This is a genomic window from Variovorax sp. P5_A3 (assembly GCF_056400665.1).
This window is the reverse complement of sequence record NZ_JBFUKW010000043.1, coordinates 1-23,663: the sequence shown is the minus strand read 5'-3', so window position 1 is coordinate 23,663 and position 23,663 is coordinate 1. Positions and strand designations below refer to the sequence as shown.

The 23,663-nt window shown below is 65.7% G+C and carries 22 protein-coding genes; 18 read left to right on the top strand and 4 right to left on the bottom strand.

The window, feature by feature from the left end:
* Positions 1-448: 448 nt before the first annotated feature.
* Positions 449-1,399: a PDR/VanB family oxidoreductase gene (locus tag AC1D3B_RS34605; RefSeq protein WP_478195190.1), complete on the top strand. Its 951-nt coding sequence runs from the start codon at positions 449-451 to the stop codon at positions 1,397-1,399.
* Positions 1,400-1,420: 21 nt separating this feature from the next.
* A complete protein-coding gene (locus AC1D3B_RS34600) occupies positions 1,421-1,771 on the top strand; it encodes an SDR family oxidoreductase (protein ID WP_478195189.1) in 351 nt (116 codons plus the stop codon).
* Between the two features lie 5 nt (positions 1,772-1,776).
* Here the strand turns inward: AC1D3B_RS34600 and AC1D3B_RS34595 are convergent, their stop codons facing one another.
* A complete protein-coding gene (locus tag AC1D3B_RS34595) occupies positions 1,777-2,418 on the bottom strand; it encodes a MarR family winged helix-turn-helix transcriptional regulator (protein ID WP_478195188.1) in 642 nt (213 codons plus the stop codon).
* A 196-nt stretch (positions 2,419-2,614) separates the two neighbouring features.
* Here AC1D3B_RS34595 and AC1D3B_RS34590 point away from each other — a divergent pair, with 196 nt between their 5' ends.
* From AC1D3B_RS34590 to AC1D3B_RS34525, 14 genes are all read left to right on the top strand, one after another.
* A complete protein-coding gene (locus tag AC1D3B_RS34590; RefSeq protein WP_478195187.1) occupies positions 2,615-3,787 on the top strand; it encodes an ABC transporter substrate-binding protein in 1,173 nt (390 codons plus the stop codon).
* A 37-nt stretch (positions 3,788-3,824) separates the two neighbouring features.
* A complete protein-coding gene (locus AC1D3B_RS34585; protein WP_478195186.1) occupies positions 3,825-4,694 on the top strand; it encodes a branched-chain amino acid ABC transporter permease in 870 nt (289 codons plus the stop codon).
* A 4-nt stretch (positions 4,695-4,698) separates the two neighbouring features.
* Positions 4,699-5,685, top strand: coding sequence for a branched-chain amino acid ABC transporter permease (locus tag AC1D3B_RS34580; RefSeq protein ID WP_478195185.1), 987 nt, complete (start codon positions 4,699-4,701; stop codon positions 5,683-5,685).
* A complete protein-coding gene (locus AC1D3B_RS34575) occupies positions 5,682-6,470 on the top strand; it encodes an ABC transporter ATP-binding protein (RefSeq protein ID WP_478195184.1) in 789 nt (262 codons plus the stop codon). Before AC1D3B_RS34580 ends, AC1D3B_RS34575 begins: the two co-directional genes overlap by 4 nt.
* Positions 6,463-7,158: an ABC transporter ATP-binding protein gene (locus AC1D3B_RS34570; protein WP_478195183.1), complete on the top strand. Its 696-nt coding sequence runs from the start codon at positions 6,463-6,465 to the stop codon at positions 7,156-7,158. The genes AC1D3B_RS34575 and AC1D3B_RS34570 overlap by 8 nt, the downstream gene beginning before the upstream one ends.
* 17 nt (positions 7,159-7,175) lie before the next feature.
* Complete coding sequence (locus AC1D3B_RS34565; protein ID WP_478195182.1) at positions 7,176-7,931, top strand: SDR family NAD(P)-dependent oxidoreductase; 756 nt, start codon at positions 7,176-7,178, stop codon at positions 7,929-7,931.
* A gap of 12 nt (positions 7,932-7,943) precedes the next feature.
* Positions 7,944-9,239: a Rieske 2Fe-2S domain-containing protein gene (locus AC1D3B_RS34560; RefSeq protein ID WP_478195181.1), complete on the top strand. Its 1,296-nt coding sequence runs from the start codon at positions 7,944-7,946 to the stop codon at positions 9,237-9,239.
* Complete coding sequence (locus AC1D3B_RS34555) at positions 9,236-9,691, top strand: bacteriohemerythrin (protein ID WP_478195180.1); 456 nt, start codon at positions 9,236-9,238, stop codon at positions 9,689-9,691. Before AC1D3B_RS34560 ends, AC1D3B_RS34555 begins: the two co-directional genes overlap by 4 nt.
* Before the next feature lie 82 nt (positions 9,692-9,773).
* The gene (locus tag AC1D3B_RS34550; protein WP_478195179.1) at positions 9,774-11,078 is read left to right on the top strand and encodes a Rieske 2Fe-2S domain-containing protein; all 1,305 of its coding nucleotides are present in this window, start codon (positions 9,774-9,776) and stop codon (positions 11,076-11,078) included.
* A gap of 30 nt (positions 11,079-11,108) precedes the next feature.
* On the top strand, positions 11,109-12,377 hold the full coding sequence (locus AC1D3B_RS34545; RefSeq protein WP_478195178.1) for a Rieske 2Fe-2S domain-containing protein: 1,269 nt from the start codon (positions 11,109-11,111) through the stop codon (positions 12,375-12,377).
* A complete protein-coding gene (locus AC1D3B_RS34540) occupies positions 12,378-13,211 on the top strand; it encodes an SDR family NAD(P)-dependent oxidoreductase (protein WP_478195177.1) in 834 nt (277 codons plus the stop codon).
* Complete coding sequence (locus tag AC1D3B_RS34535; protein WP_478195176.1) at positions 13,208-14,392, top strand: alpha-hydroxy acid oxidase; 1,185 nt, start codon at positions 13,208-13,210, stop codon at positions 14,390-14,392. Before AC1D3B_RS34540 ends, AC1D3B_RS34535 begins: the two co-directional genes overlap by 4 nt.
* Positions 14,389-15,243, top strand: coding sequence for a TIM barrel protein (locus AC1D3B_RS34530; RefSeq protein ID WP_478195175.1), 855 nt, complete (start codon positions 14,389-14,391; stop codon positions 15,241-15,243). Before AC1D3B_RS34535 ends, AC1D3B_RS34530 begins: the two co-directional genes overlap by 4 nt.
* A 27-nt stretch (positions 15,244-15,270) precedes the next feature.
* Positions 15,271-16,170, top strand: a complete 900-nt coding sequence (locus AC1D3B_RS34525; protein WP_478195174.1) for an alpha/beta hydrolase — start codon at positions 15,271-15,273, stop codon at positions 16,168-16,170.
* Positions 16,171-16,189: 19 nt separating this feature from the next.
* On the opposite strand, the gene AC1D3B_RS34520 is transcribed toward AC1D3B_RS34525, so the two are convergent.
* Entirely contained in the window at positions 16,190-16,681 is a 492-nt protein-coding gene (locus AC1D3B_RS34520; protein ID WP_478195173.1) for an Lrp/AsnC family transcriptional regulator, read from the bottom strand.
* Positions 16,682-16,745: 64 nt separating this feature from the next.
* On the opposite strand from AC1D3B_RS34520, the gene ilvB reads away from it, so the two are divergent.
* Entirely contained in the window at positions 16,746-18,533 is a 1,788-nt protein-coding gene (gene ilvB, locus AC1D3B_RS34515; protein ID WP_478195172.1) for a biosynthetic-type acetolactate synthase large subunit, read from the top strand.
* 135 nt (positions 18,534-18,668) lie between these two features.
* Positions 18,669-22,229, top strand: coding sequence for an indolepyruvate ferredoxin oxidoreductase family protein (locus AC1D3B_RS34510; protein WP_478195205.1), 3,561 nt, complete (start codon positions 18,669-18,671; stop codon positions 22,227-22,229).
* Between the two features lie 143 nt (positions 22,230-22,372).
* Here the strand turns inward: AC1D3B_RS34510 and AC1D3B_RS34505 are convergent, their stop codons facing one another.
* Complete coding sequence (locus AC1D3B_RS34505) at positions 22,373-23,404, bottom strand: L-idonate 5-dehydrogenase (RefSeq protein ID WP_478195171.1); 1,032 nt, start codon at positions 23,402-23,404, stop codon at positions 22,373-22,375.
* A 19-nt stretch (positions 23,405-23,423) separates the two neighbouring features.
* Positions 23,424-23,663: SDR family oxidoreductase (locus tag AC1D3B_RS34500; RefSeq protein WP_478195170.1), on the bottom strand; the 240-nt coding region annotated here is incomplete at its 5' end.

Sequence of the window (23,663 nt, the reverse complement as noted above, 5' to 3'; positions counted from 1 at the left end):
GAACGAGAAAGGAGTGCCGATTGGCACTCGACCCGCGATTCTGCGGACGGGCTCTCGAATTGCGAACGACCGATTCGTTGCTTTCAAATAAGGGAATGATCTGAGTCTCGACGACGCTCGCGCAGTAGCCCGTTTACTTGGCCGCGACCTTCACATTCGAGGCGGCCTTTTCGATCAGCTCGGCGACCACCTTCGGCTTCGACACGTAGGCCGCATGGCTTGGACTTCCATGGAAGATTAATGCAAGAATAATCTGCGGATGAAGAAGCCGATGCTCGCCGAAATGACCTCATTGTCCCTAGGTGATAGAGGATTCCTTCTGCGCTTTGAAGAGATTGGCCAATAATACTTCCATGGAAGACAACATGTGCAATGAGCAGCAATCCATGCTGCCTCGCGCGGCAGTCGTCGCGCCTCAACCCGTTGGAGTTCAGTGATGGAAGTGCTCATGCGAGTCAAAGTCAGTGCCCGTTCGGAACTGGCGGAAGGAACAGTGGGGTACGAACTTGCCGCGGCCGACGGAAGCGCGCTTCCGCCGTTCGAGGCCGGCTCCCATATCGATGTCCATCTGCCGGGTGGGCTGGTCCGCCAGTACTCCTTGCACGACCTCCCGAGTGAGCCTGCGCGATACCGCATCGGCGTATTGCGTGAGGCGCAATCGCGCGGGGGCTCGGCCGCGCTCGTGGACGGCGTGAAGATCGATGACGAACTGGACATCAGCGTTCCCCGCAATCACTTCGCACTGGACAAGAGTGCCGGGCGATCCGTCCTGCTCGCAGGTGGCATTGGCATCACGCCGATCCTGTGCATGGCGGAGCAACTCACGCAGGAAGGGCGCGCGTTCGAGTTGCACTATTGCGGGCGGACGATCAGCCGGATGGCATTCGTCGACCGAGTGCGGGCCAGTGCCTTTGCCGATGACGTGCACATTCATGTCGACGATGGACCGAAGGCGCAAATGCTGGATGCCGCTGCCGTGATCGGGCCGCCGAATCCCGGCACGCATCTCTACGTGTGCGGTCCCGCGGGCTTCATGGACCATGTGCTCCAGACCGCCCGTGAGCTCGGCTGGAAAGAGCCTCAACTGCACCGGGAGTACTTTGCTGCCGCGCCGATCGACCATTCGGCCGACGGGCCGTTCGAGATCGAACTGAAGAGCAGCGGCCAGGTCATCCAGGTCGCTGCCGACAAGAGCGCTGCCGACGCGTTGAGGGATTCCGGCGTCGCCATCACCGTCTCGTGCGAGCAGGGCGTTTGCGGCACTTGCGTCACGCGCGTGCACGCCGGCTTGCCCGACCACCGCGACCTGTATCTGACGGACGCGGAGCATGAGCAGAACGACTGCTTCACGCCGTGTTGCTCGCGTGCGCGTACGCCGCGGCTCGTGCTGGATCTCTGACACCCCCTGGAAGGAACTCGAATGCAGACAACACAGACTACACAGACGCCCGACTACAGCGTCCCTGACTACCTCCAGCAGCTTCGCCTTGACAGAAAGAACTTCGTCGTTCTCGGCGCCGGCCAGGGCATCGGCGAAGCGACGAGCCACGCGCTCGCCCAGGCAGGTGCGCGCGTGTTGTGTGTCGATCGCGAGGAAGAGCTGGCTTTGCGGATCGCCAAGGCGGCGATGCCGGCCGAGGTTGCAGGTCCGATTCTCTTCCTCGCATCGAATCTCAGCGCCCACATGACCGGCCAGATCGTCGTGGTCGACGGAGGCTCGACCAATCTCACGCCCTTTCCGAAGGTCTTCGGGGCGCCGAAGAAATCCTGAGTCTGCTAGCGCTTGCGGCCCTTGTGCTGCACGCGGTCCGCAGGCGTATCGATCTCGTCCTCGAGTCCCATTTCCGAGCTTTCCAGCGTGGACAGGACACGCAACGCGAACCGGGACCCGCGTTCCCGATCTTCGGGAGAAAGCTGGGACATGGCAGGGGCCAGGGCGGAGTGGTTGGCCAGGTGCTCGACGGCCAGTTCCACGATCTGCAGGCCCTTCTTCGTGAGGTGAACCAGGAAGCCTCCGCTGTGGCTCGGGTCGTGAAGGCGCTCCACGTAGCCGGCCTCCACGAGTCGATCGACCTTCTTCGTGATCGCGCCCGAGGTGACCAGCAGCGCACGAAACAGATCTGTCGGCCGCTTGACGTAGGGAGGGCCGCTGCGCCGGAGCGCCAACATCAGGCGCATGTCTCCGCCGTTGATGCCGTATTCCTTCTGGCAGTGGCGGTCGTAGGCACGGTCGACCAGGGTGCCGAGGCGCATGAAGTAGATCGCCAGAAGGAAGTTCTGCAGATCCAGATCTTGCCGCTCGGTCTGCCACTGCATGGTGATCAGCTCGCTGACGCTGGGCCTCGCCGGTCGTCCCTTGCGCGAACCATTGCTGTCGGGTGCGAGACCCGTTGGATCGGTGGTGTATTTGTCTTCCATAGAAACATACGTCCTCGAGGTCGCCATCTTACGCGGAGTTACCGGTGAACTGCGAAGAGCCGACGGTTACATGCAAATCTAGTGGTTTGCCCTATGGAGATTCTGGCACGCAACATCTACCTTCCATGGAAGATGATTTCAACGGACGCAGGATTTCTTCCTGCCGCGCGATCTCTTCTCCCACGAGGTATACCCAATGAAAATGCCATTTGCCCGTCTGCTGGGACTTGCCGCTGCCGGCATCTTCTTCAGCGCTTCCGTCACAGCGCAGGAGCCCATCAAGATCGGCTTCGTCGGGCCCTTCACCGGCCCGTTCGCGGTCGCGGGCCAGTCGTTCCGGCAGGGCGTCGAGGGGTACATGGCACTCAACGGCGCGAAGGCAGGGGACCGCACGGTCGAAGTGATCTACAGGGACAGCGCGGGCGCTGACGCGACGCTCGCGAAGCGGCTGGCGGAAGAGCTCGTCGTCAAGGACAAGGTGGCCATGCTGGGCGGCTTCTACCTGAGCCCGGAAGTGGCGGCGACCGCGCCTGTCGTCAACGCCGCCAAGGTGCCCCTGTTCATCGTCAACGCCGCCACGCCTTCGCTGATGAAGATGTCGCCGTACTTTGTCCGCATGGGCCAGTCGATCAACCAGCCGGCGGAGCTGGCTGCCACCTACGCTCGCCAACAGGGCAAGTCACGGGGCTTCGTCGCGGTCGGGGACTACGGCCCGGGGCACATCGTGGAGCAGTCCTTCATGGCAAGGTTCTCGGCGGAAGGCGGACAAATGGTCGGCAACGTGCGCGTTCCGCTGAACACCACCGATTTCGCCCCGATCGCGGAGCGCATCGCGAATGCCAACCCCGACGTGCTGCAGATCTTCCTGCCGCCCGGCGCCGCCTCCGTGGGCTTCAGCAAGGCGCTGGCCGCGCGCGGCCTGACGCAGAAGGTGTTGATCATCGGCCAGGGCGAGGCGGAGGACAGCGACTTGCCGCTGTTCGACGACTCGATCGTCGGCTTCAAGTCCATCATCTACATCGACGCGAACGCCAGGAACGCGGAGAACACGGCCTTCGCGGGCTGGCTCCTGAAGAACGTCGGGCCCACCGCCCGGCCCAACTCCTTCAGCATCGGCGCATACGACGCCATGCACCTGGCCTACAAGATGATTCGCGACCAGGCGGGCAAGCCGTTCAACGGCGATGCGGTCAAGTCCCTGGCCGGCTATACGTGGAAGAGCCCACGCGGCAATGTGACGATCGACCCGGCCACCCGCGAACTGGTGCAGAACTTCTACTTGCGCGAAGTGGTGAAGGACAGCGATGGCACGAAGCGCAACAAGGTCGTGAAGACCTGGGAGCAGGTGAATCCGGCGTCGCTGAACTGACGCAGCACCTTCGACGACTCCCACCGATAGGACGCCAGTGGACACCATCGCCTTCATCCTCTTGTACGGGCTGTCGTACGGCCTCGTCCTGTGCCTCATTGCACTCGGCCTGGTCATCACCATGGGCCTGATGCGCGTCATCAACCTCGCGCATGGCGCCTTCGCGGCCATCGGCGGGTACCTGGCAATCAGCCTGATGCAGCAGCAGGGATGGCCCTATGCGGTCGCCGTCCCGGCGGCGGTGTTTGCGGTGGCGGCCTTCGGCGTCGCCGCCGAGCGCCTGCTCTATGTGCACCTGTACAAGCGCAGCGATCTCGATCAGGTGCTGGTGACGATCGGCTTCAACTTCGTTGTCATCGCATTGCTGACGATGTGGTTCGGACCGAACATCACGCGCCTCGACCTCCCTGCGTACCTCAAGGGGAACATCGATCTCGGGATCCGCGAGTTCGAGGTGTACCGCGTGGTCTCGGCAGTCATTTGCCTGGTGATCATCGGCGCGCTGTGGTGGGTGTTCGAGCGCACCAGCACCGGCGCACGGCTCCGTGCCGCGGTGGACAACCGCGGCATGGCCCAGGCCATGGGCATGAACGTCCCGCTGCTTTTCTCGGCGACTTTTGCGCTGGGGTGCGGTCTTGCCGCGCTTGGCGGCGTCCTGGCGGCGCCCATGCTGCCGATGGAGCCGATGTGGCCGCTCAAGCACCTGGTGCTGGTGCTGGTGATCGTGGCGCTTGCCGGGCACGGCCAGGTGACGGCCTCGGTCGCCGTCGCGGTGATCGTCGGCCTGGTCGAGACGGCCGGCCGCTACCTCTTTCCGCAATCCGGCGCCTTTCTCATCTACCTGCTTCTCATCGGGCTGATCGTGTGGCGGCCCGACGGCCTGCTCGCCCGTGCCCGCACGGCTTGACACCATGAACGCTGTTCCACGTCATTCCATCCTCGCCCGCCATCACTGGCGCGCGGGAGAGTTCCTCTGGCTGGCTGCCGCGGTGGCCTGCTATTTCCTGTTCCCCCAGTACCTGTCCCTCGGCACTTCGGTGCTGGTCATGGTGCTGCTGGTGCTGTCGTACGACCTGCTGCTGGGGTTCTCCGGCGTGCTCTCCTTTGGCCATGCGGTGTTCTTCGGCCTCGGTGCCTTCACCGCCGGCTGGCTTTCCCTGGCCGGGTGGACGGAGCCTGTCAGCGCCGTGCTGGTGGCGGGCATCGCAGCCGCCGCGCTGGCAGCCCTTGTGGGCCCGTTCTTGTTGCGGCTGACCGGCCTGCCCCTGCTGATGGTCACGCTGGCGCTCGGCGCGCTGGTGTTCGAGGCGGCTCACAAGGCCACGGGCATCACCGGTGGCGACGATGGTCTTGCCGGCATCCAGTTCGCCCCCATCCTGGGGTGGTTCGAATGGGGGCTGGGTGGCAGCACGGCCTACCTGTATGTGCTGAGCTGGCTGGTGGTGCTGTTCGTCGTGCTCAAGCGAGTCGTCGCCTCGCCTTTCGGGGTCATGCTGCAGGGCGTGCGCGAGAACCCGGCACGCATGCGGCTGATCGGCAACCGCGTGTTGCCGCACCTCACCCTGGCCTACGTCATCAGCGGCGCCGCAGCGGGTGTCGCCGGCGCCCTGTTTACCCAGGCGAACGCATTCGTGGGCATCGGGGTCTTCGCACTCGACACGTCGGTCGACGTCCTGGTCATGCTGGTGCTGGGCGGGATCGGATCGCTCTACGGCGCATTCATCGGTGCACCCGTCTACATGCTGCTGAAGCACTTCTCCTCGCAGTGGAACCCGTTCTACTGGATGCTGATCATCGGCGTCCTTCTCATTGCGGTGGTCATGCTCGGTCGCGGCGGATTGATGGGATTGAGCCGGACCGCAATCGACAGGCTTCGCGGGCGGGGGAGGCCATCATGACCTCGGTCATCTTCGCGCTGCAGGCCATCGGACTGAGCAAGCACTTCGGTGCGCTGCATGTCACGCAGGATGTCAGCCTCACGCTCCCCAGCGGCACCCGCACGGCCCTCATCGGCCCGAACGGTGCCGGCAAGACCACGCTGGTCAACCTGCTCACCGGTGTGCTGAAGCCCGATGCCGGAAAACTGCAACTGTTCGGGGAAGAGGTGACTGGTGCCTCCGCGGCCGTCCGCACGCGCAAGGGATTGGTTCGCACGTTCCAGATCTCGAGCCTGTTTTCGCAACTCACCGTCTTCGAGAACGTCTTCATCGCCGTCACCCAGGCGGCGGGTCGAAGCTTTCATCTGTGGCGCCCGGCCGGACGCGAGGTCGACCTGTTGGAGCGCACCGAGGCGCTGCTCGTGCAGCTCAAGCTGCAGGACGACCGGAACTGCAAGGTGACCGAGATCGCCTACGGACGCCAACGGCTGGTGGAGATCGCGATCGCGCTGGCATTGCAGCCCAGGGTGCTGCTGCTGGACGAGCCGGCCGCCGGCATCCCCAGCAACGAACTCGACCTGCTGCATGGCGCCATCGCCAGCCTGCCGGTGGACATTGCAGTGCTGATGATTGAACACGACATGGAGATGGTCCGGATGTTCGCCTCCGAGGTGGCTGTGCTCGTGAACGGCGCCTTGCTGATGTCCGGCAAACCGAAGGAAGTGATGTCGCATCCTGAAGTTCAGGCGGTCTACCTCGGCTCGGCCGGGAAGAAGCGCTTCGAAGGAGCCCCCGCCTATGCTTGAAACCAGCAAACTGACGGGCGGCTGGGGGCCCACGCTCGTGGTCGAGGACCTGAGCCTGCGCGTGGCCGCGGGCGAGACGGTCGCGATCATCGGTCGCAATGGTGTGGGGAAGAGCACCTTGCTCGAGTTGATCATCGGGCGCGCTCAACGTCGCGGCGGAAGCATCGTGCTCGATGGCGGCGATGTTGCGGCGCTGGCCTCGCACGAGCGCGCGCGCCGTGGGTTGGGCTATGTGCCGCAAAGCCGCGAGGTCTTTCCCAGCCTCACGGTCGCCGAACACCTCCAGATCGCGCAAAGGCCGGGCGACTGGAACGTGCGGCGTGTGATGGACCTGTTCCCGCGCCTTGGCGAGCGGCTCGGCAGCCATGGCAACCAGCTCTCCGGCGGCGAACAGCAGATGCTGGCCATCGCCCGCGCGCTCCTGGGAAACCCCCGGGCGCTGTTGATGGACGAGCCTTTCGAAGGACTCGCGCCGATCATCGTGGAGCACCTCGTGCAGAGCATCCGGAAGATCGTGCGCGACAGTTCGCTCGCGCTGCTGCTGGTCGAGCAGCGTGTCGATATCGCACTCGATCTCTCGCACCGTTGCATCGTCATGGACCGGGGTCGAGCCGTCTTCGAAGGTGCTTCCGAAGAACTGGCAGGGGACGAGGCGCGCGTCGCCGCGCTGATGGGTCTGAGCCACTGAAGATGGAGAACAAGGCAATGAAATTCGCTGACAAGGTAGCCATCGTCACTGGCGCGCAAACCGGTATCGGGCTTGCGATTGCACAGCGCCTGGCAAGGGAGGGCGCAGCCGTGGTGCTGGCAGACATCGCGGATGCGTCGGCGCAGGCGCGAGAACTCCAGGCGGGTGGCGCCCGCGCGCTGGCGCTGAAGGTCGATGTGTCCGACGAGCAGTCCGTTCACGCGATGGTCGAGCAGACTCTCTCGACGTTCGGCCGCGTCGATGTCCTCGTGAACAACGCCGCGATCGCAGCCAGCATCCAGTTGCGCGCGTTCGAGAAGATCTCCGTGCCCGAGTGGCGCCGCATGCAGGACGTGAATGCGATGGGACCGTTTCTCTGCACGCGTGCTGTCGCGCCGCACATGCGGCGCCAACAGTCCGGCCGCATCGTGAACATTACTTCCGGCACCGCGTTCAAGGGCGCTCCCTTCATGCTGGACTATGTCGCGAGCAAGGGCGCGCTGATGACGATGACGCGCGCTCTCGCTCGCGAACTCGGCCCTGATTTCATCACCGTCAATGCGGTGTCGCCGGGCTACACGCTCAGCGAGGGCAACCTGGGCAACAAGGAATTTCTCGCCAGCTATCGGGAGTCCGCCATCGCCACCCGCGCGCTCCCGCGCGACGGCTGGCCGGCGGACATCGTGGGTGCCGTCGCCTTCCTCGCAAGCGACGACGCGGCCTTCGTTTCCGGCCAGATCCTGGCGGTCGACGGCGGGTCCGTCTATCACTGATCGGGACGCATCATGCTGAACACGCAATCCAATGCACGCATCTGCCGCGTCGGCGCGGGCCAGCCGATGGGCGTGGCCCTGCGTCGCTACTGGCTGCCGGTGCTCCTCTCGTCGGAGCTCTTGCCCAACGCGGATCCCAAGGGGGTCGAACTGCTCGGCGAACGCTTCGTCGCGTGGCGCGACGAGGCCGGGCGCGCCGGCTTGTACGCCGAGGCCTGCCTGCACCGCGGCGCTTCGATGCGCCTTGCCCGTGCGGAAGGCGACGGCCTGCGATGCATCTATCACGGCTGGAAGTTCGCCGTGGATGGCGCCGTCCTCGACACGCCGAACGTCGCCGAACCCCGCTTCAAGCAACGCATCAAGGGGCGCACGTTCCCGGTACGCGAGGCGGGGGGCCTGTTGTGGGCGTATCTCGGTCCGCGCGAGGCGGAGCCTGAGTTCCCGCATTGGCCGTGGATGGATCTGCCGGATGCCCATCGTCTGGTCACGCGCCACATGGAGGAATGCAACTTCGTTCAGGTGATCGAGGGCCTGGTGGATTCGTCGCACCTCGGCTTGCTGCACCTGAACGGACTGCGCCAGTCGGGGAACGCGGACCTCGCATTCGCGGAGAAGGTGAGCTCCATGCAGCAGAACCTGGCGCCGCGGCTGGAGGTGGAAGAAACCCCGTTCGGCTTCTACTACGCGGCGCTTCGCGACATCGCCGACGACAGCGGTCACCGCACCGAGGCGAGGATTGCCGCCTTCGTCGCGCCGTGCATCGTGCTCAATCCGAACGGCGACATCGCGACCTTCGTGGTGCCGACGGGAGATACGAGGACGACCTTCATCCACGTGTTCTGGAGCGCGACCGAACAGCTCAACCGGGAGCCGCTGCGCAGCCGGCATCTGGAATTCATCGGCCTGACGCAAGAGGTGCTGGAAGGCTTCGGGCTGACCGACGAGACGCTCGGCAACACGGACAAGCCAGGGACCCGGAACAACTTCATGCAGGACCGCGATGCAATGCGCAAGGGGATGAGCTGGAGCGGCTTGCCGGGCCTGATCGAGGAAGACGTGGCGGCCTCGGTCTCTGCCGGTCCGCTTCGGGACCGTACCCACGAGGTGCTCTCGTCGGCCGACATCGGCGTCAACCGCCTCTACCGGGCTTTGCTCGCGTGTGCCGATGCCGCGGAAAAAGGTGAGGAACCGTTGGGCATCCAGCGGGGGATCGACTGGTCGCGCGTGGCCGGCATGAACGATGTCCTGGACGGCCGCGAATGGCGCGAACTGTTGCCGCGAACCGCCGGCGAAAAGGAACCTGCATGAGCACGACACCCGATTTGGCAGCGGCGTTCACCTGGCACGATGACTTTGCCGTTGGCCACGAGGCCATGGACGAAACACACCACGAGTTCGTGCATTGCGTCGACGCCATGCTGCGGGCCGATGAATCTGAGCTGTCGGCCGCGCTGGAGGCTTTCGCCGATCACGCGCTCCGTCACTTCGGCGAAGAGGACCAGGCGATGCGCGAGACGGGCTACGGTTCGGCCGGCTGCCACGTCGACGAGCATTCGGCCGTTCTGAAATCGGTGGACGAGGTCCGCGCCGCGCTGGCGCTTGGGCACACGCACGTCGTCCGCAGCTTTGCCCACGCACTGGCCGATTGGTTTCCCCAGCACGCGACGGTGATGGACATGGGTCTCGCACGCTGGCTGGTTCAGGGCCGCCTCGGTGGGTCACCGGTGGTGATCCGTCGGCGTGAGGTGGCGACCGCCTGACTGGCCCCCTTTTTTTACCTCTACATCTTCCAAGGAAGACATTCAGGGATTCGATCTTCAGCTTCAACCGAAAGGACCCCACATGCTGACCCATCAAGACAACGAGTTGATGTGCCGAACCGGACGCGGCACGGCCATGGGAGAGGCGATGCGTCGCTTCTGGCTGCCCGTGATGCAACTGTCGGAGCTGCCCGCCGCGGGCGGGGACCCCAGGACCATCGAAGTCCTCGGCGAAAACTTTGTCGCGTGGCGCGATCAGCAGGGCCGGGCCGGTCTCTTCGCCGAGCACTGTCTGCATCGCGGCGCTTCCCTTCAACTCGCACGTGCCGAGGGCGACGGGCTGCGCTGCATCTACCACGGCTGGAAATTCGCGGTCGATGGCCAGGTGCTCGAGACGCCCAACGTGGCCGATCCCAGGTTCAAGGACCGCATCAAGGGCCGGACGTATCCGGTGCGTGAGGCGGGGGGCCTTCTGTGGGCCTACATGGGGCCGGCCGACAAGCAGCCCGCCTTCCCGACCTGGCCCTTCATGGGGCAGGACGACGCCCATCGCATCAATGCGATGGCGGTGGTCAACTGCAACTATGTGCAGGTGATGGAGGGCCTGGTGGACTCCTCGCACCTGACGGTTCTGCATGCTTCCGGGCTGGCCAAGACCAACGGAGCCGAACTGGACTTTGCGAAGAAGACCACGCACATGCAGTTCGACGCGTCGCCGGCCATCGAGGCCGACGAAACGGATTTCGGCTTCCACTACGTCGCCCTGCGAAAGGCCGGGGACAAGCGCATGGCGCGCATCGCTTCCTTCGCGTCGCCCTGCTTCGTGGCGAACCCGAACGGCGACCTCTGGTTCGCCGTGGTTCCGGTCAACGATGAACGCTGCAATTTCTTCCATGTGTGGTGGAACCCGGAGAAGGCGATCGGGCTGGAACCGCTGCGAACGCAGCAGCTCGCGTTCGTCGGTCTGGACGAACCCACCCTGGCCAAGTACGGCATGACCGCCGCGACCTGCGACAGCGATCAGGCCATGGCCTGGCGAAACGGCTACAGGCAGGACCGCGCCCTTCAGCGCGAGGGGCACTTCACGGGCTTCGACAGCTTCACGCAGGAGGATGCCGCTTGCAGCGTCTCCAGCGGTGCGCTGCGTGACCGTTCCCAGGAGATGCTGTCCGCCGCGGACGTGGCCATTGCGAGGCTGTATCGCAGCTTGCTGGCGTGCGCCAAGGCTGCGCGCGACAAACAGGAAATTCCCGCAGTGCAGGTCGAGGTCGGCAAGGCGATCGGCATCTCCGCGGAGATCGCGTTGGACCAGGACTGGCGCACGCTGCTGCCTCGCCAGAACACAGTTTCGGTTTCCGAGTCGGGCGTCCAAGGCGCTCGCCCATAGCCATCAAACCACTGAACTCAGGAGCTTCAAATGTTGAACCGTCAAGACAATGAATTGATTTGCCGCGTCGGCCCGGGCACGCCCATGGGGAACATGATGCGGCGTTACTGGCATCCCGTCTGCACGTCCGCGCAACTGGGCAAGCCCGACGCTCCGCCGCTTCGCGTCCGCCTGCTCGGAGAGGACTACGTGGCGTTCCGGGACACGCACGGCAAGGTCGGTGTGATGGAGGAGCTTTGCATGCACCGCGGCGCCTCGCTCGCGCTCGGGAGAGTCGAGGAAGGTGGCATCCGCTGCCTGTACCACGGCTGGAAGTTCGATGTGACCGGCGCCGTGCTGGAAACACCGAACAACAGCGACCCCAAGTACCGCACGCGGATGAAAGCGCCGGCATTTCCGGTGCGCGAGGAGGGCGGCATCGTCTGGGCCTACGTGGGGCCGAAGGAACTGCAGCCCGAGTTCTCGCGCTATGCCTTCATGGAGGCCGACCCGGCGCATCGCGTGGTTCTGCGGGTCAACGTGCACTGCAACTACCTGCAGTTGGTCGAGGGCGGGGAAGACTCTTCGCATGTGGGCGTGTTGCACACGAACATGGCACGCCCCGGATGGAAGGACGGCGAGTTCGAGCCGAATCCCGATGTGGTCAACCCGGCGGCGCTGTCTTCCAATGACCTGGAACCGACGCTGAAGATGGAGGAGACCGCCTTCGGTTTCCAGTACGTGGCCTTGCGCACGACCGGCAAGCCCGGCGTCAAGAATGCCCGCGTGGTGCCTTTCATCGTGCCCTACGGCCGCGTCATTCCGGCGCCCGCGTTCCAGTTCACGGTGCTGGAGGTTCCGGCCGACGACACGCACACCAGCACCTACATCGTGGTGCACGGCAACGCGCCGGTGTCCGAAGACAAGATCGTCGAGTTGCTGGGGCTCGACGACACCCGGTACTACGACCGCCAGGCCTGTGCATTCACGGCCTCCTGGGCCGATGCCTTCGGCCAGAGCCGCGAACGCATGCAGGAGAGCTGGACAGGCCTGCGCGGCGTCGAAGTGGAAGACGCCGCCATTGCCTTGTCGCAGGGCGCGTTCTACGACCGTTCCAAGGAACACCTGGTGCCTGCCGACCAGGCCGTGATGCGCGTGCGTCGCGTTCTGCTCGACTCGGTGAAGCGCGTGATGGACGACAAGCCCCCTGTGGGCGTCGGCATCGATCTCCGTGGCGTCGGTGCCTGCGATGCCGAACTGGTGGACGGTGCATCCTGGCAGGACCTGCTGCCTTCGCACCGCGAAGCGGTGGAGGCCTGAATGGCGTCCACGATCCATCCCGGCGGCGGTGCGGCGGCGGACTACCTCTCCCTGTTGCGCCTCGACGGCCGGGGCTTCGTGGTCCTGGGTGCGGGCCAGGGCATCGGCGAGCAAGCGGTGCACGCGCTCGCCCAGGCCGGTGCCCGTGTGCTCTGCGTGGACCGCGACGAGCAATTGGCGCGCAACGTCGCCGAGTCGGTCGGTGGCGTTCCATGCGCGGCAGACGTCACGTCTCGAACGGACATGCAGCGCGTGTTCGAAACCGGTCGACGCAGCTTTGGCCGGGTCCATGGCCTGGTCGACATCGTCGGCGTCGCCGGTATCAAACCGTTCTCCGAGGTCGATGACGCGGCCTGGAACCAGCAGTTCGACATCGTGCTGCGTCATGCCTACCTGGCCATCCAGGTCGGCGGCGAGATGATGGCGGCCGACGGCGGGGGGAGCATGGCTTTCGTCGGTTCGATGTCGGGCAACCGTGGGGTGCCGAATCAGACCGCCTATGCGGTTTCCAAGGCGGCGCTGCACCACCTGGTGCGCTGTGCGGGGGCGGAGTACGGGCGACGCCAGGTGCGGATCAACGCCGTTGCGCCCGGCTTCGTGCGAACCCCGCGCCTGAACCAGCGGCTCGACGATGCAGCCTGGGACGCGATCGGCAAGGTGATTCCCATCGGCCGACCGGCGACGCCGGCCGACATCGCCGGGCCCTTGCTGTTCCTGGCGTCGGATCTCAGCGCCCATATGACGGGCGAGGTGATTGCCGTGGACGGTGGCGCGGGCGTGATGGCTCCCTTTCCCGATGTCAAGTTCGGACCCGCCGCGAGCATCACCCCTTGACTGCCTTGACTGCCTTGGAACACGCGCATTCGATCGAAGACCTGCGGCGGCTGGCACGGAAGCGGCTGCCGCGCGGTGTGTTCGACTTCTTCGACGGCGGTGCGGAGGACGAGACCACCTTGCGCGCGAATCGCGAAGGTTTCGAACGCATCCGGCTGCGCCCGCGGGTGCTCGTCGATGTGCAGCAGCCGGATCTCTCGACGAGCATCCTGGGCGGCCCTGCGGCTGCGCCGATCGTGATCGCGCCGACCGGCGCGATTGGCGCCGGCTGGCCGCAGGCCGACCTCGCCATTGCGCGCGTCGCGGCGCGCCTGGGGATTCCCTATACCTTGTCGACGACTGCGACGTCGTCGATCGAGGAGATCGCGCAGCACGCTGGAGGCCGACTATGGTTCCAGCTCTACGTGTTGCGCGACAAGGCGTTCACCGCTGCACTGGTGCAGCGAGCCGCGGCAGCCGGCTATGAGGCCTTGGTGGTCACGCTCGACTTGGCCACCGGCGGCAAGCGCGAGCGAGACCTGCGCAACGGATTCACGGTGCCGCTGCGGCGCAGCTGGCGGACGGCGTGGGACTTCGCCACGCATCCGGCATGGTGCTGGCAGATCCTGCGGCAAGGGCAGCCGCGTTTCGAGAACCTGCGTGGATTCGAGGGCAGTACCGATCCGCAGGCTTCCATCGCCGCCAAGGTCGGTCAGAGTCTGGACGCCTCCTTTGATTGGGATGACTTGGAGAGGCTTCGCGACCAGTGGCCGCGCAAGTTGCTGGTCAAGGGCGTGGCGCGGGCCGAGGATGCCGACCGACTCGCCGCACTGGGCGTCGATGGCATCTGGGTTTCGAACCACGGTGGTCGCCAGCTCGATGGGGCGATTGCATCCGCCGACGCCTTGCCGGAAGTCGTGCAGGCGGTGCGCGGCCGTGCATCGGTATTGATCGACTCCGGCGTGCGCCGGGGCGTGGACATCGTCAAGGCGCTCGCACTGGGGGCCCGGGCCGTTGCCATCGGTCGAGCCACGCTGTACGGCGCCGCGGCCGGCGGCGAAGCGGGCGCCGGGCGCGCGCTGGCAATCCTGACCGATGAATTGCGGCGCGCGATGCAACTGTGCGGGACACCGACCGTGAATCACATCGACGCGAGTCTTCTGCAAGATCCCTCCACGCTGCAGGGGAGGGCTCCCGCATGACCTGGACGTTGCGCTATGCGCCCCATCTTGGCTACCGGCCGCCTTTTCAACCGCTGTTCGCCGCAACGGTCGGATCGGAGGACCCCGTGGATCACATCAAGTTCGCGGCCGACAACGGCTTTGCCGGCGTCCTCTATGCGGCTGCCCGGGCGCGTACGGCGGCGGAGCAGCAGAGCGTCGGCGACGCATTGGCCGCGCACGGGCTGGAGGCGGGCTGCATCCTCTACACCACCTTCGATCAGCTTCGAAACACAAGCTGGGCCACGGACAGCAAGGAAGCACGCGAGTGGATCGCAGGCGAACTCGCGCAAGCCGCGGAGGCTGCACACCGCGTCGGTGCGAAGCGACTCGCCGTGCTGGGCGGCGCCGATCCGCAGCGCCCCATCGCCTACCAGCATGCTGCCTTCGTGCAGAACCTGCGCCATGCCGGCGATATCGCCGCGCGCGCCGGCCTCACGCTGTGCCTGGAGACCCTCAGCCGCAAGAGCATCCCGGACATGCTGCTGCAGCACATGCCCGATGCGGTGGCGGTCACGAAGGCCGTGGATCATCCTGCGGTGCGCCTGATCTTCGACACCTCGCACGTGCAGGTGATGGACGGCGACCTGCTGTTCCACCTGGAACAGGCCTGGGAGCACGTCGAGATCGTGCAACTGGCCGACAACCCGGGGCGTCTGGAACCCGGAACGGGAGAGATCAACTTCGAAAGCCTGCTGCGGTTCCTGGGGGCGCGCGGCTATCGCGGCCTGGTCGAACTGGAGCATGGCTGGCGACTGCCCGGGCTGGAAAGCGAAAGCCGCGGGCTTGCGATGCTCCGACGCCTCGATGTCGCGGCGAGCATGCCCCTTTGAATGACTTCATCTTTCTGGAGCCCATGAATGGCAACCACTGATCCCACCCATGCTTCGAACATGGCGCTGCAGATTCGCGCGCTCGGCTCGAAATTCGATCCCGAAGTGCTGGCTGCGACGCGAGCGGTCTACCGGCCCTTCATCGATCCCGGCGAGGCTGCCGAGGAGCAGGTCGACGTCGTCTACGGAAGCCATGTGCGCCACAGGCTGGACGTCTATCGCCCTGCAAGCCCGCCGCGGGCGATCGTGGTCTACGTCCATGGGGGCGGGTTCGTCGCCGGCGACAAGAACGGGGATGGCGTGTTCTATCGGAACGTCGGGCGCTGGCTCGCTCGCCAGGGCTTCCTCGCGGTGCTGCCGAACTACCGGCTCGCCCCGGCGGATGGATGGCCGGCCGGCGCGAGGGATGTCCAGGCGGTGTTGCAGTGGATCGACGAGAAGCGCGAAGCCCTGGATGCGCGCGACGCCCCGCGGGTGCTCTGGGGCCAGTCCGCCGGCGCCAGCCATGTGGCGACCTGGTTGTTCGATGACAGCGCGCGCGGTGGCGAAGCTGCGCACGTGGACGGCGTCATGCTCATGAGCGGGTTCTACGCGGCGTCCGCGCCCCTGCCCGCCGGCCCGCGCGCCTACTTCGGCGAGGACGTTTCCCTGTATGACCAGCGGTCCCCGCTGACTCACGTGCGGTCCGTCGCAACACCCGTCTGGCTCGGCGTCGCGGAGCTCGACCCGGGCTGGATCGCCCAGCAGACCTACGCGATGGCGCGGGCGCTCACGGTGGCCATGGAAAGAAGTCCGGGTTTTCACTTCTTTCGCGACCACAACCATGTGTCGACGGTCCACAGCCTTGGTTCGCCGCAACACGATTGCGGCGACGAGGTGCTTCGCGTCCTCGATACCGCGATTGCGCAGGCATCTCGCCCGCGCTGAAGTGGCGCCGGACTCGCACTCAGAGCGGAATGCTCGCCTCCTTCAGCACACGCAGCACGAAGCTCGACTTGCTGTGCCGGATGCCCGGGATCTTGTAGAGCTTCTCGCGCAGCAGTCGCTCGTAGTCGCGGGTGTCGCGCACGGCAATGCGGATGTAGTAGTCGTAGTCGCCCGAGACCAGGTAGGCCTCCTGAATCTCGGGGATGGTGGCGAGCACGCGGCCGAACTCGTAGAGCGTTTCGTCGGTATGGCTTTCGAGCGTGAGCTGAACGATGACGAAATCCTTGTAGCCGAGCCTGGCCGGATCGAGGTCGACCGTGTAGCGCCTGATCACGCCCTGGGATTCGAGCTTCTTGATGCGCGTCCAGCAACTCGTGGCGGACAAGCCGACGATCGCGCCGATCTCTTGCAGCGTCTTGCGCGAATCCTCCCGCAGCACGCGCAGGATGGCCAGATCCACTTGCTCCGATGAATCTTCGGTTGAAGCATGGTTTGGCGGATTGGTTTTCATGCAATGGCCCAAATCGGTTGAAAAACAGAAGCCTATTCTGATCGAAGCACGAAAAAATAGTGTCATGGAACTGCTTTCTCCCCAACGACTTTCGCCCGCGGGTCCCCCGCCCGCGCCACAACGCGTGCGCAACGGCGCCGAGGCGCTGCTGGACACGCTGATCGAATGCGGTGTCGACACGCTCTTCGGCTACCCGGGCGGGGCTGCGCTGCCGCTCTACGACGCGCTGCATGGTGAACCGCGCTTGCGCCACGTCCTCGTGCGGCACGAACAGGCGGCGGTACATGCGGCGGAGGGTTACGCGCGCACGACGGGCCGTGTCGGCGTGGTGCTGGTCACCTCGGGCCCGGGCGTGGGCAACACCATCACCGGGCTGCTCGATGCCATGAGTGACTCGATCCCCGTGCTGTGCATCAGCGGGCAGGTCGCCACGGGTGTCATCGGCACCAACGCGTTCCAGGAGAGTGATGCGCTGGGCATGTCCCGCCCGGTGACCAAGTGGAATCACCAACCGCGTGCGGCCGACGAGATCCCGGACGTGATTCGGCGCGCGCTCGACATCGCCGCTTCGGGCCGACCGGGGCCGGTCCTGGTCGATGTGCCGAAGGATGTGCAACTGATGCCGGTCGGCTCGACGGCCAAGGCGCTCGCCAGGCCGTTGCGCAAGGCGCGCGAGAACCGTAGCCCTCCGATCAGTTCGCTGCAGCGCGCCGCGGACCTGATGTCGACCGCCCGTCGGCCGATCGTCTATGGCGGCGGCGGGCTGGTGAACTCGGGCGCTGATGCGTGTGCGGCCTTCACGCGTCTGGTGCGCCGCCTCGATGCACCCTGCACGCTGACGCTGATGGGCCTGGGCGCATTCCCGGCGTCGGATCCGCGCTTCGTCGGGATGCTGGGCATGCACGGCGCGCTCGAAGCCAATCTGGCGATGCACGAGGCCGACCTCGTGGTCTGCATCGGCGCCCGCTTCGATGATCGCGTGACCGGCAAGCTCGACGAGTTCTGCCCGCACGCACGCAAGATTCACATCGACATCGATCCGAGCAGCATCAACAAGGTGGTGAAGGTGGATGTCCCCATCGTGGGCGATTGCGGTGCGGTGCTGCAGACCCTGCTTGCCATGCCCGAGTTGCAGGCATTGCCGACGCAGCGGCTGGCGTCCTGGTGGGAGCGCATCACGCGCTGGCGTGCCGAGCGCTGCTTCGATTTCGCGGTGCGCGACGATGTGATCCTGCCGCAGCGACTGATGGCTTCGCTCCAGCGGGCGGTGCGAGGGCGTGATGCCATCGTCTCGACCGACGTGGGCCAGCACCAGATGTGGGCCGCGCAGTACCTGCGCTTCGAGCGACCCGGCCGCTGGCTCACTTCGGGAGGCGCCGGCACCATGGGCTTCGGCCTGCCCGCGGCGATCGGTGCCCAGGTCGCGCACCCCGACGCCCTGGTGGTCTGCGTGAGCGGCGATGCGTCGGTCCTGATGAACATCCAGGAACTGTCGACCGCAGTGCAGCACCGCACCCCCGTGAAGCTGGTGCTGTCGAACAACGGCTACATGGGCATGGTGCGCCAGTGGCAGGAGCTGAACCACGGCAACCGCCTGAGCCACAGCTGGAACGAGGCGCTACCGGATTTCGTGGCACTGGCGAAGGCCTTCGGCTGGGGCGCGCGCCGCGTGTCCGATCCGGCCGAACTCGATGCAGCGCTGGCCGAATGCCTGGCATACGACGGGCCGTTCTTCCTCGATGTGCAGGTAGCCGCGCAGGAGAACTGCTTTCCGATGATGCCGTCCGGGCACGGCCACCATCGTGTGCTGCTGGGCAAGGACCGTTGGTACGAGGAGGAGCCGACCGCTTGATGGCCTGATACCTCGAACCCGTTTTCGTGCAGCAATGCGACCGGCGGCCTACCCGCTGCCGATCGTCCGTCACGCAGTGCCGTTTACCGATGGCCGGGCGTGCGTCCTGTGATTCCTACCGGATTCCGAACCATGATGACAACCCCCGAACTCGCCAGCGTTTCGCTGGACGACAAGTACACATCGACCACCGGCCGCGTCTACCTGAGCGGCATCCAGGCGCTGGTCCGCCTGATGCTCGTGCAGCGTTGGCGCGACCATGCTGGCGGCCTCAACACGGCAGGCTTCGTGTCCGGCTACCGCGGCTCGCCACTGGGCGGCATCGACGAGGCCTTCTGGAACGCGCAGAAGCATCTCGACGCCAACGGCGTCAAGTTCCTGCCGGGCGTCAACGAAGAGCTGGCCGCCACCGCGGTCTGGGGCACGCAGCAGGTTCACCTGACAGGCGAGAGCGCGGTCGATGGCGTCTATGCCATGTGGTACGGCAAGGGTCCCGGCGTGGACCGCTGCGGCGACGTGTTCAAGCACATGAGCCACGGAGGGACGTCCCCGAATGGCGGCGTCCTGCTGGTCGCCGGGGACGACCATGGCGCGTACTCGTCCACGCTGCCCAACCAGAGCGATCACATCTTCTCGGCGGCCATGATCCCGATGCTCTATCCGCAAAGCGTGGAGGAATACATCGAGCTTGGCCTGCACGGCTTTGCGATGTCGCGCTTCGCGGGCTTGCCGGTGGGCTTCAAGGCGCTTGCCGATACGGTCGAGTCTTCGGGACCGATCGCGGCCGACGCAATGGGCGTGCGAACCCTGCTGCCACGCGATTTCGTGTTTCCGCCCGGCGGCGTCCACGCCCGCCTGTCCACCGACACGCTCGGCCTGCAGGCGCGCAAGCAGGAGGCCTTGATGCAGGACTACAAGATCTACGCGGCCATTGCCTATGCGCGAGAGAACCGGCTCAACCACGTCACGATCGATTCGCCGCATGCGAAGCTCGGCATCGTTGCGTCGGGCAAGTCATACCGCGACGTGCTGGAAGCACTGGAAGAACTCGGCATCGACGCCGAGGTGGCCGCGCGCATCGGGGTGCGGGTGTTCAAGGTTGCGATGCCCTGGCCGCTCGAGCCGGATTCGATCCGCGAGTTCGCCGATGGCCTCGACGAGATCCTGGTCGTCGAAGAGAAGCGCCAGATTGTCGAATACCAACTCAAGGAACACCTCTACAACTGGCGCGAGGACGTGCGACCGCGCGTCATCGGCAAGTTCGACGAGGCCGGCGAATGGGCCCATCCGCGAGGGAAGTGGCTGCTGCCGGCGACGGCCGATTTTTCGGTCGCGCAGATCGCGCGCGTGATCGCCGGACGCATCGCGCGCTTCCACACCAGCGACATGATCCGCACACGCCTGGCCATCCTCGATGCCAAGGACGTCGTGCTCGGCAAGGCCGTCGCCACGCCGCCCCGGCCGGCGTGGTATTGCTCGGGTTGCCCGCACAACACGTCGACCAAGGTACCCGAGGGCAGCCTCGCGCTGGCCGGTATCGGCTGCCACGTGATGGCGACTGCGATCTATCCCGAGCACAACAAGACGACCACCCACATGGGTGGCGAGGGTGCGCCCTGGCTGGGTCAGGCCTGGTTCTCCCGACGCAAGCACGTGTTTGCCAACCTGGGCGACGGTACCTACTACCACTCGGGGTCGATGGCCATCCGCGCGGCGGTCGCGGCAGGCGTCCGCATCACCTACAAGATCCTCTACAACGACGCGGTGGCGATGACGGGTGGACAGCCGGTCGACGGTCCGATCAGCGTTCCACGCATCGCGCAGCAGGTGGCCGCCGAGGGCGTCACGCGGATCGCGCTGGTGGCGGAGGACCCGGGCCGCTGGCGCGATCGCACCGGACTGCCGGCGGACGGCCCCGCGATGACCTTCACGCTGCATCATCGCGACGAGATGGAGGACGTGCAGCGCGAACTGCGCGACTTCGAGGGTGTCTCGGTCCTGATCTACGACCAGGTGTGCGCGGCCGAGAAGCGCCGGCGGCGCAAGAAGGGCGAGTTTCCCCAGATCGCGAAGCGCGTCTTCATCAACGAGGCCGTGTGCGAGGGTTGCGGCGATTGCGGCGAGCAGTCGAACTGCACGTCGCTGCAGCCCCAGCCCACGGAATACGGCCTCAAGCGGCGCGTCGACCAAGGCTCATGCAACGCCGACTATTCCTGCATCAAGGGCTTCTGTCCGAGCTTCGTGAGCGTGGACGGCGTCAAGCCGCGCAGGAGCAAGCCGATCGAAGCGAAGGCCGAAGCCGCATTCGCGCTTCCCGAGCCTGTGCTGCCGTCGCTCGACCAGATCCACAACACGCTGATCACGGGCATCGGCGGTACCGGTGTCATCACGATCGGCGCGCTCATCGGCATGGCGGCGCATCTGGAGGGCAAGGGTGTGAGCGTGCTCGACATGACGGGCATGTCGCAGAAGAACGGCTCGGTGACTTCGCACGTTCGCATCGCCATGGACAACGCGCATCTGAAGGCGCAGCGCATCCCGACCGGAGAGGCCGATCTCATCCTGGGCTGCGACATGCTCACCGCGGGCGCGCCGGATGCCATTGCCAGGATGCGGCCGGGACGCACCTATGCCTTGGTCAACACCTTCGAGCAGCCAACGGGCCACTTCGCGCAGAACGCCGACTGGGAGTTTCCGGCGGCACAGGTCAGGGAACTGATCGAAGAGTCGGTCGATCGTCGCGCGGATTTCGTGGATGCGACGCAGTTGGCGACGCGCCTGATGGGCGACGCGATCGCGGCCAACCTGTTCCTCCTCGGGTTCGCGTACCAGAAGGGTGTCGTGCCGCTGAGCTCTCAGGCGTTGATGAAAGCCATCGAGATCAACGGCGTGGCCGTCAAGGCCAACCAGACGGCCTTTCAGTGGGGACGAAAGGCCGCGCTGGATCTTGCGGCGGTCGCACGCGAAGCCTCGCCGCCACAGGCGGTGACGGTGCACAAGCGGAAGGCCACCGCTTCGCTCGTCGCCGATCGCGTCGCGTTCCTGACCGACTACCAGGACGCCGGCTATGCGGGACGCTACGCGGACTTCGTGGCACGCGTGCAGCAGGTCGAGCTTCAGCATGGCGGTACAGGTGAACTGGCGAAAGCCGTCGCTTCCAATCTCTTCAAGCTGATGGCCTACAAGGACGAGTACGAGGTCGCGCGCCTGTACACCGACGGGGGCTTCCGGGAGAAGCTGCAGGAGGCCTTTGAAGGAAAGCCCAGGTTGACCTTTCATCTGGCGCCGCCGATCTTCGGGAAGCGTGACGCCCATGGCCAGCCTGTGAAGCAGACCTTCGGGCCTTGGATGATGTACGCATTCCGAGTGCTGACCTCGTTGCGCCGACTGCGCGGCACGCCGCTGGACGTTTTCGGAAGAACGGCCGAACGGCGGATGGAGCGGCAATGGATCGAGGACTATCGTGCGGCAATCGAGCAGGTGCTGGTCCGCATCGGCGCCTCGGGGATCAAGGCGACGCGTGAAACCGCACTGGCGATCGCCCGGGTACCCGAGCAGATTCGCGGCTATGGGCACGTCAAGGCTGAAAGCGTGGCCGCGGCGCGCGTGAACTGGGACCGTTTGATGGCGCAACTCGCCGCTGTGGGCAATGAGGAAACCGTTGCGACGGCCGTAGCGGCGCCGGCTCAGGCGTAGCAGCGGTCGCGGGTGACGGTGTTCATTCTTGTCTTCGATGGTTGTTGATGGGTTCAGGCCACGCCGACCAGTACGGCAAGCGTTTCGGCGATCAAGGCCGGCTTCTCCTGGCCCTCGGTCGGGGCGAGACGCAGGTGCCGCATTCACTCGAAGTTCAACAGCACCTTCATCGCCTGTGTCCGATCGGCCGCCAGTGCAAAGGCACGTGCCGAATCGCGGTAGGACAGCGTGGCGGAAATCAGCGGCTTCACGTCGACCAGCCCCTTGTTGAGCAACTCCACCGCGATCGCGAATTCCTCATGGAAGCGGAAGGCCCCACGCAGATCGAACTCCTTGGCGACGATGGTGTTGATCGGCAAGGTCATCTCTCCGCCCAGGCCCAGTTGCACGATGATCCCGCGCGGTCGGATCGCGTCGAAGGCGCCGCGCAGTGCGCGCTCGTTGCCGCTGGCCTCGAACAGCACGTCGAAGCTTCCCTTGTCGGCAGTGAAGCGCGCGAGGCCGTCGGGCTGCTCGGCCACGTTGATCACCTCGTCCGCCCCCACCTTGAGCGCCTTGCCCAGGGTGTGGCTGCCGACATCGGTCGCCACGATGTGCGTCGCACCCGCACGCCGCGCCGCGATGATCGCGAGCGCGCCGATCGGGCCGCAGCCAGTGACGAGCACGCGCTTGCCCAGCAGCGAACCCGCGCGGCGCACCGCGTGCAGCGCCACCGACAGCGGCTCGGCCATCGCGCCCTCGCCGTCGCTGACCGAATCGGCCAGGCGATGGGCCTGCCATTGCTCGACCACGATCTGCTGCCTGAACGCGCCCTGCACGTGCGGCGTGCGCATCGCGCTGCCGTAGTAGCGCATGTCCAGGCAATGGTTCTGCAGYCCCTGCTGGCAGTACTGGCAGCGCCCGCAGGGTCGACTCGGGCTGATCGCCACGCGCTCGCCGGCCTTGAACGAAGTGYCGGGKCCGRYCGTTTCGATCACTCCGGCCACCTCGTGGCCCAGCACCATCGGCTCCTGGATGCGGACGGTGCCGAAGCCGCCGTGCTGGTAGTAGTGCAGGTCCGAGCCGCAGATGCCGCCGCAGCGCACCCGCACGAGCAGCTGGCCGGCTTCGAGTTCGGGTGTCGGGACTTCCTCGACGCGCAAGTCGCCGGGAGCGTGRATGACGAGGGCTTCCATGATGTCTTTCGTGYTGCGCTCAGAGYTGGGCGGTGACGCCGCCGTCGACGTAGAGGATGTGGCCGTTGACGAAGTTCGACGCATCGCTGGCGAGGAACACGCCCGCGCCCACCAGGTCTTCCACGTCCCCCCAGCGCCGCGAGGGCGTGCGGCCGATCAGCCAGTTGGAGAACTCCGGGTTCTTCACCAGCGCATCGTTGAGCTCGGTCTTGAAGTAGCCGGGCCCGATGCCATTGACCTGGATGCCGTGCTGGCCCCA

What these genes read in the sequence shown, in the direction of transcription:
- AC1D3B_RS34605 (WP_478195190.1), top strand. Translation starts at nt 449, where the DNA reads ATGCGAGTCAAAGTCAGTGCCCGTTCGGAACTGGCGGAAGGAACAGTG.
- AC1D3B_RS34600 (WP_478195189.1), top strand. Translation starts at nt 1,421, where the DNA reads ATGCAGACAACACAGACTACACAGACGCCCGACTACAGCGTCCCTGAC.
- AC1D3B_RS34595 (WP_478195188.1), bottom strand. Translation starts at nt 2,418, where the DNA reads ATGGAAGACAAATACACCACCGATCCAACGGGTCTCGCACCCGACAGC.
- AC1D3B_RS34590 (WP_478195187.1), top strand. Translation starts at nt 2,615, where the DNA reads ATGAAAATGCCATTTGCCCGTCTGCTGGGACTTGCCGCTGCCGGCATC.
- AC1D3B_RS34580 (WP_478195185.1), top strand. Translation starts at nt 4,699, where the DNA reads ATGAACGCTGTTCCACGTCATTCCATCCTCGCCCGCCATCACTGGCGC.
- AC1D3B_RS34575 (WP_478195184.1), top strand. Translation starts at nt 5,682, where the DNA reads ATGACCTCGGTCATCTTCGCGCTGCAGGCCATCGGACTGAGCAAGCAC.
- AC1D3B_RS34570 (WP_478195183.1), top strand. Translation starts at nt 6,463, where the DNA reads ATGCTTGAAACCAGCAAACTGACGGGCGGCTGGGGGCCCACGCTCGTG.
- AC1D3B_RS34565 (WP_478195182.1), top strand. Translation starts at nt 7,176, where the DNA reads ATGAAATTCGCTGACAAGGTAGCCATCGTCACTGGCGCGCAAACCGGT.
- AC1D3B_RS34560 (WP_478195181.1), top strand. Translation starts at nt 7,944, where the DNA reads ATGCTGAACACGCAATCCAATGCACGCATCTGCCGCGTCGGCGCGGGC.
- AC1D3B_RS34555 (WP_478195180.1), top strand. Translation starts at nt 9,236, where the DNA reads ATGAGCACGACACCCGATTTGGCAGCGGCGTTCACCTGGCACGATGAC.
- AC1D3B_RS34550 (WP_478195179.1), top strand. Translation starts at nt 9,774, where the DNA reads ATGCTGACCCATCAAGACAACGAGTTGATGTGCCGAACCGGACGCGGC.
- AC1D3B_RS34545 (WP_478195178.1), top strand. Translation starts at nt 11,109, where the DNA reads ATGTTGAACCGTCAAGACAATGAATTGATTTGCCGCGTCGGCCCGGGC.
- AC1D3B_RS34540 (WP_478195177.1), top strand. Translation starts at nt 12,378, where the DNA reads ATGGCGTCCACGATCCATCCCGGCGGCGGTGCGGCGGCGGACTACCTC.
- AC1D3B_RS34530 (WP_478195175.1), top strand. Translation starts at nt 14,389, where the DNA reads ATGACCTGGACGTTGCGCTATGCGCCCCATCTTGGCTACCGGCCGCCT.
- AC1D3B_RS34525 (WP_478195174.1), top strand. Translation starts at nt 15,271, where the DNA reads ATGGCAACCACTGATCCCACCCATGCTTCGAACATGGCGCTGCAGATT.
- AC1D3B_RS34520 (WP_478195173.1), bottom strand. Translation starts at nt 16,681, where the DNA reads ATGAAAACCAATCCGCCAAACCATGCTTCAACCGAAGATTCATCGGAG.
- ilvB (WP_478195172.1), top strand. Translation starts at nt 16,746, where the DNA reads ATGGAACTGCTTTCTCCCCAACGACTTTCGCCCGCGGGTCCCCCGCCC.
- AC1D3B_RS34510 (WP_478195205.1), top strand. Translation starts at nt 18,669, where the DNA reads ATGACAACCCCCGAACTCGCCAGCGTTTCGCTGGACGACAAGTACACA.